Raw genomic sequence first — 727 nt, 5'->3', positions numbered from 1 at the left:
ATTTCAGATATAAACAATTTAACAAGGATGTTATCACTGTAGCCGTTGGCTACTATCTAAGATATGCATTGAGCTATCGTGATATATCTGAAATATTAAGAGAACGTGGTGTAAACGTTCATCATTCAACGATCTACCGTTGGGTTCAAGAATATGCCCCAATTTTATATCAAATTTGGAAGAAAAAGCATAAAAAAGCTTATTACAAATGGCGTATTGATGAGACGTATATCAAAATAAAAGGAAAATGGAGCTATTTATATCGTGCCATTGATACAGAGGGACATACATTAGATATTTGGTTGCGTAAGCAACGAGATAATCATTCAGCATATGCGTTTATCAAACGTCTCATTAAACAATTTGGTAAGCCTCAAAAGGTAGTTACAGATCAGGCACCTTCAACGAAGGCAGCAATGGCTAAAATAATTAAAGCTTTTAAACTTAAACCTGACTGTCATTGTACATCGAAATATCTGAATAACCTCATTGAGCAAGATCACCGTCATATTAAAGTAAGAAAGACAAGATATCAAAGTATCAATACGGCAAAGAATACTTTAAAAGGTATTGAATGTATTTACGCTCTATATAAAAAGAACCGTAGGTCTCTTCAGATCTACGGATTTTCCCCATGCCACGAAATTAGCATCATGCTAGCAAGTTAAACGAACACTGACATGATATATTAGTGATTAGCTATATTTTTTACTTTGCAACAGAACCA

At 33.8% G+C, this 727-nt stretch carries 1 protein-coding gene; it reads left to right on the top strand.

Annotated elements, in window-relative coordinates; translation table 11 throughout:
- Positions 1–668: IS6 family transposase (locus tag IDG63_RS14225; RefSeq protein WP_000408821.1), on the top strand; the 668-nt coding region annotated here is incomplete at its 5' end.
- Between the last annotated feature and the right edge of the window lie 59 nt (positions 669–727).

It is taken from the genome of Staphylococcus sp. EG-SA-14 (assembly GCF_017151935.1).
Classification (GTDB): domain Bacteria; phylum Bacillota; class Bacilli; order Staphylococcales; family Staphylococcaceae; genus Staphylococcus; species Staphylococcus aureus.
The sequence above is the reverse complement of the archived record's forward strand: the minus strand, read 5'-3'. Positions and strand labels throughout refer to the sequence as shown.